This window comes from Actinosynnema sp. (assembly GCF_052038725.1).
This window is the reverse complement of record NZ_JBQGCX010001419.1, coordinates 1-4,014: the sequence shown is the minus strand read 5'-3', so window position 1 is coordinate 4,014 and position 4,014 is coordinate 1. Positions and strand designations below refer to the sequence as shown.

Here is a 4,014-nt window from a genome sequence, read left to right as displayed (position 1 = left end):
CCACAAGCACGCCTCGCCGGCGGGGCAGACCTCCAAAAAAGAGGGAGACGGGCTCTGCCGGCCGGTGACGCTTTCGTGGGTGGTCCCGTTGTACCCCTGCGGTGGTCCGGGTCCCTCTTTCCCGTTTGGCCTCCTTTCAGGCAAGCACGCTCGTCAAGACGCCGTATGACTCGGGCGGTCTTCCGGGCAGTGCGGCGGCGTCTTGACAAGCGTGCTCGGGCTTCGCCAGGCCAAACGGAGAAGAGGGACGCGGGGAGGGTGCTTTGTGCGCACGCTCCGCGTGCGCACATCGCCCGCGCTTGCCTTCGACTGGGCAGTGGCCGTCTTTCCGATTGGTGGATTGCCCGCCCCCGTTGTGGCCGTTGAGGGCTACGCCTTTCCGCAGTGGCTGTAGCTGTGGCTGTGGCTGAGCGGGCCGCCGTACCCGGCCAGCTTGTTCTGCCCCTCCCGACCCGGCACGACCCTGCCCAATTCGACCCGACCCGAGCGAGCCAGCCCCGGCCAGCCCCGGCCCTGTCCGGCCGACCCGGCCTTGCCTGTCCGCTCCAGGCTCTACCCGACCTGATTCTGCCCAGCCCAGCCCGACCTACCCGGCCCTGTCCTGCCTGCCCCCGCCAGGCCCTACCCAACCTTGCCCAGTCCTGCCCGGCCTGGCTCTGCCCTGCCCGACCCGGCCCAGCCCCCGGCCCGGCCCAGCCCCCGGCCCAGCCCTCGCCCCTGCCCAGCCCAGCCCAGCCCAGGAGCGGCTTACACCGCCACGACGGAGAGCAGCCACGTTGAGCCCAGCAGGCCTGGGCCGTGTGGGAGGGACCAGGGTGGGTGGTTGCGGGTGGGGAGGCGGGAGAGGAGGAGGGTGGTCAGGCTTGCCAGGGCTGTTGCCAGGGGGAGTGCGGTCCAGGAGACGCAGGCCAGGACTGCGCCCAAGGGGCCTGACAGCTTCACGTCGCCCCCGCCCAGGGCGGTTGGGCGTAGCAGGTGGATGAGCAGGTGGGCGCCGGCGAACAGGGTGCAGCCGGCCAGGGCTCGTAACGGGTCTGCGCCTGACATGGCCAGGAGCAGGAGGAGGACCGGGTAGGCCGGGAGGGTGAGGGCGTTCGGGAGTCTGCGGTGGCGCAGGTCCACGAGCGTCAGGGCTACGCCTAGCCAGGCCAGGGTCAGGGGGACGGGGAGCCAGCTCGGGGGGACGTTCAGGGCTCCCGTCAGGCACCAGAGGAATGCTGTTGATGGGGCGCACCACCACCAACGGGCATTTGTTCCGCGACGCAGGCGGCGCAGGGTGGGAGGGATCAGGAGGCCGGCCAGGAAACCCAGGTAGGTCAGGTGGAATGTCATGGGTTCACGGTGCGCCTGCGGGGTTGAGCTGGGCAAGGGGAAAGCGGGGGAGGTTTGAGTGAACGGACCGTTCATCCGGGGTTTCTGGGGTGAACGGTCCGTTCATCGGTGGAGAATGTGAATAACCTTGCGGGGTTAGCGCGGTGGAGTGGTTATTCGGGGGTTCAGGAGCGAGGGGGTTAGCGGTCCCAGGTGCACAGCGGGGTTCCCGCGTTCACGTGGCCGCCCCAGGGGGCTGCCGGGGACAGGGCGGACGGGTCCGCCTCCAGGGCCACCACGGGGCAGATCGGGGCGTAGCCCGCCGCCTCCACCTCGGCGGGGTCCCAGGTCACCACGCGTTGGCCCGCCTCCACGGCGTCGCCCTTCTCCACGTGCACGGTGAAGCCCTCGCCCTTGCGCTTCACGGTGTCGATGCCCAGGTGCACCAGGACCGCGCCCCCGTCGGCGCCCGCCACGACGAACGCGTGCGGGTGCAGGGTCACGACGGTCCCGGTGATCGGGGACAGCACGTCGGCCGCCTCGCGGTCCGGTTCCACCGCGAAGCCCGGACCCACCATCGCCTGCGCGAACACCGGGTCCGGCACCTGGTCGAGGGACACCGGGCGACCGCTCACGGGGGACTGGACGCTCAGGGTCACAGCAGGTCCTCGATGTCGCTGGCGATGGTGTCCGCCTCCGGGCCGACCACGACCTGGACGACCGAGCCCTGCCGCATCACGCCGTGCGCGCCCAGCGCCTTCAGCGCCTTCTCGTCGACCAGCGACCCGTCCTCCAGCTCGCAGCGCAGCCGGGTGATGCAGGGTTCGATCTCCACGATGTTGTCGGCCCCGCCGAGCGCGGCCAGGATTCCCGCAGCCTTCTCGTCAGCCATGTCACGAGTCCTCTCTCGACTTCACCGTTGGTGAGCGCCCCCGCTTGGCCACGGTCGCGTAACGGCGGGTTGACACCCGATCAGCGGGCGGAGCATCCTCCCCGCACCAACTGGTCTAGACCGGAAAGTACCAATCCCGGCTGGCAGGCGCGACGACGGGAGGAGGTTGACCGTGCAGCACCGGATCGTCGACGGCCCGAAGCCCAAGCACGCTCAGTTGCGGGACATCCTCCGCGCGGTGGCCGACGAGGCCCCACCGGGGTCCGCCATCCCGTCCGAGCGCGACCTCGCCACCCGGTACCGGGTCTCCCGCATCACGGTGCGGGCCGCGATCGGCCAGCTGGTCTCCGAGGGCCTGCTCACCAGGGCCAAGGGCCGCGGCACGTTCACCGCCAAGCGCCGGATGGACGTGCAGCTCTACCTGGAGTCCTTCACCGACGACATGCGCAAGCGCGGCTTCACGCCGTCGTCGGAGGTGCTGCGCTGCGCCGAGGAGCCCCCGCCGGTGTCGGCGGCGTCCGCGCTGGGCCTGGGGCCCGGCGAGCCCGCGTGCGCGGTGGTCCGCCTGCGCAGGGCGGACGGCGTGCCGCTGACCGTCGAGCGCGGCTGGTACAGCCCGCGCGTCGTGCCGGGCCTTCCCGAGCACGACCTGACCGGCTCCCTCTACGCGATCATCGCCGACGCCTACGGCGTCCAGCTCGACCACGCGGAGCAGACCGCGTGGGCCGAGGGCGCGGACCGGGCCACGGCCCGGCTGCTGGGCGTGCGCGAGGGCAGTCCGCTGCTGGTGTTCCGCAGGGTCGCGGGCAGCGGCGGCAGGCCGGTCGAGGACATGACGTCCTGGTACCGGGGTGATCTCTACCAGGTGACCATGCAACTGGACCGGACCGTCCCGGACTCCGGCCCGCACTCCGCCAAGGGAGGTACCACATGAGCGCCAGCGCCCCACAGGCGACGGGCGGTCGTGAGATCAAGGGACTGGCCGGGTTGCAGAGGTTCGGCCGCAGCTTGATGCTGCCGATCGCCGCGCTCCCCGTCGCCGGCCTGCTGCTCCGCCTCGGCCAACCCGACTTGCTCGGCGCCAAGGGTCTCGGCTGGATCCAGGTGGCCGCCGTCATCGGCGGCGCGGGCGACGCGCTGTTCACCAACCTGCCGCTGCTGTTCGCGGTGGGCGTGGCGATCGGCTTCGCCCGGCGCGGCGACGGCTCCACCGCGCTGGCCTCGGTGGTCGGCTACGTGGTGATCCAGGCCGTCTTCAAGGCGATGTCGCCGTTCGTGCTGGACCAGCCGAACCCCGACAAGCCGGTGCTGATCAACTACTCGGTGCTGGCGGGCGTGATCGTGGGTCTGATCACAGCCGTGCTGTGGCAGCGGTACCACCGCATCAAGCTCCCCCCGTACCTGGCGTTCTTCGGCGGCAGGCGGTTCGTGCCGATCCTGGTCGCGGGCGTCATGGTCGTCCTGGGCGTGCTGCTCGGCCTGGTGTACCCGCTGTTCAACGCGGGCCTGACCTGGCTCGGCGAGGCCGTCTCCAGCAGCACGATCCTGGGCGCGGGCATCTACGGCACGGTCAACCGGCTGCTGATCCCGCTGGGCCTGCACCACATCCCGAACACCTTCGTCTGGCAGGTCTTCGGGGAGTACGAGGGCAAGACCGGTGACATCCAGCGGTTCTTCGCGGGCGACCCGACGGCGGGCACGTTCCAGACCGGCTTCTTCCCGATCTTCATGTTCGCCCTCCCGGCCGCCGCGCTGGCGATCGTGCACACCGCCCGCCCGGCGCAGAAGAAGGTCGTCGCGGGCATCATGGG

At 71.0% G+C, this 4,014-nt stretch carries 5 protein-coding genes; 2 read left to right on the top strand and 3 right to left on the bottom strand.

What is annotated here, in order from left to right; genetic code table 11:
- Positions 1-747: 747 nt before the first annotated feature.
- The 3 genes from ACTUAL_RS29975 to ACTUAL_RS29965 all read right to left on the bottom strand — a co-directional run bounded on the left by ACTUAL_RS29975 (position 748) and on the right by ACTUAL_RS29965 (position 2,203).
- Complete coding sequence (locus ACTUAL_RS29975; RefSeq protein ID WP_440902593.1) at positions 748-1,332, bottom strand: prepilin peptidase; 585 nt, start codon at positions 1,330-1,332, stop codon at positions 748-750.
- A 179-nt stretch (positions 1,333-1,511) separates the two neighbouring features.
- Entirely contained in the window at positions 1,512-1,970 is a 459-nt protein-coding gene (locus ACTUAL_RS29970) for a PTS sugar transporter subunit IIA (protein ID WP_440902592.1), read from the bottom strand.
- Entirely contained in the window at positions 1,967-2,203 is a 237-nt protein-coding gene (locus ACTUAL_RS29965; RefSeq protein ID WP_015803964.1) for a glucose PTS transporter subunit EIIB, read from the bottom strand. Before ACTUAL_RS29965 ends, ACTUAL_RS29970 begins: the two co-directional genes overlap by 4 nt.
- A gap of 166 nt (positions 2,204-2,369) precedes the next feature.
- On the opposite strand from ACTUAL_RS29965, the gene ACTUAL_RS29960 reads away from it, so the two are divergent.
- Positions 2,370-3,137 carry a GntR family transcriptional regulator gene (locus tag ACTUAL_RS29960; RefSeq protein ID WP_177154687.1) on the top strand — a complete coding sequence of 256 codons (768 nt, stop codon included), beginning with the start codon at positions 2,370-2,372 and terminating at the stop codon, positions 3,135-3,137.
- Positions 3,134-4,014 (top strand): PTS transporter subunit EIIC (locus ACTUAL_RS29955; RefSeq protein WP_440902591.1); only part of this gene is annotated, 881 nt, incomplete at its 3' end. The genes ACTUAL_RS29960 and ACTUAL_RS29955, both read left to right, overlap by 4 nt.

Coding starts and splice junctions, on each gene's coding strand:
- ACTUAL_RS29975 (WP_440902593.1), bottom strand. CDS start 1,332: ATGACATTCCACCTGACCTACCTGGGTTTCCTGGCCGGCCTCCTGATC.
- ACTUAL_RS29965 (WP_015803964.1), bottom strand. CDS start 2,203: ATGGCTGACGAGAAGGCTGCGGGAATCCTGGCCGCGCTCGGCGGGGCC.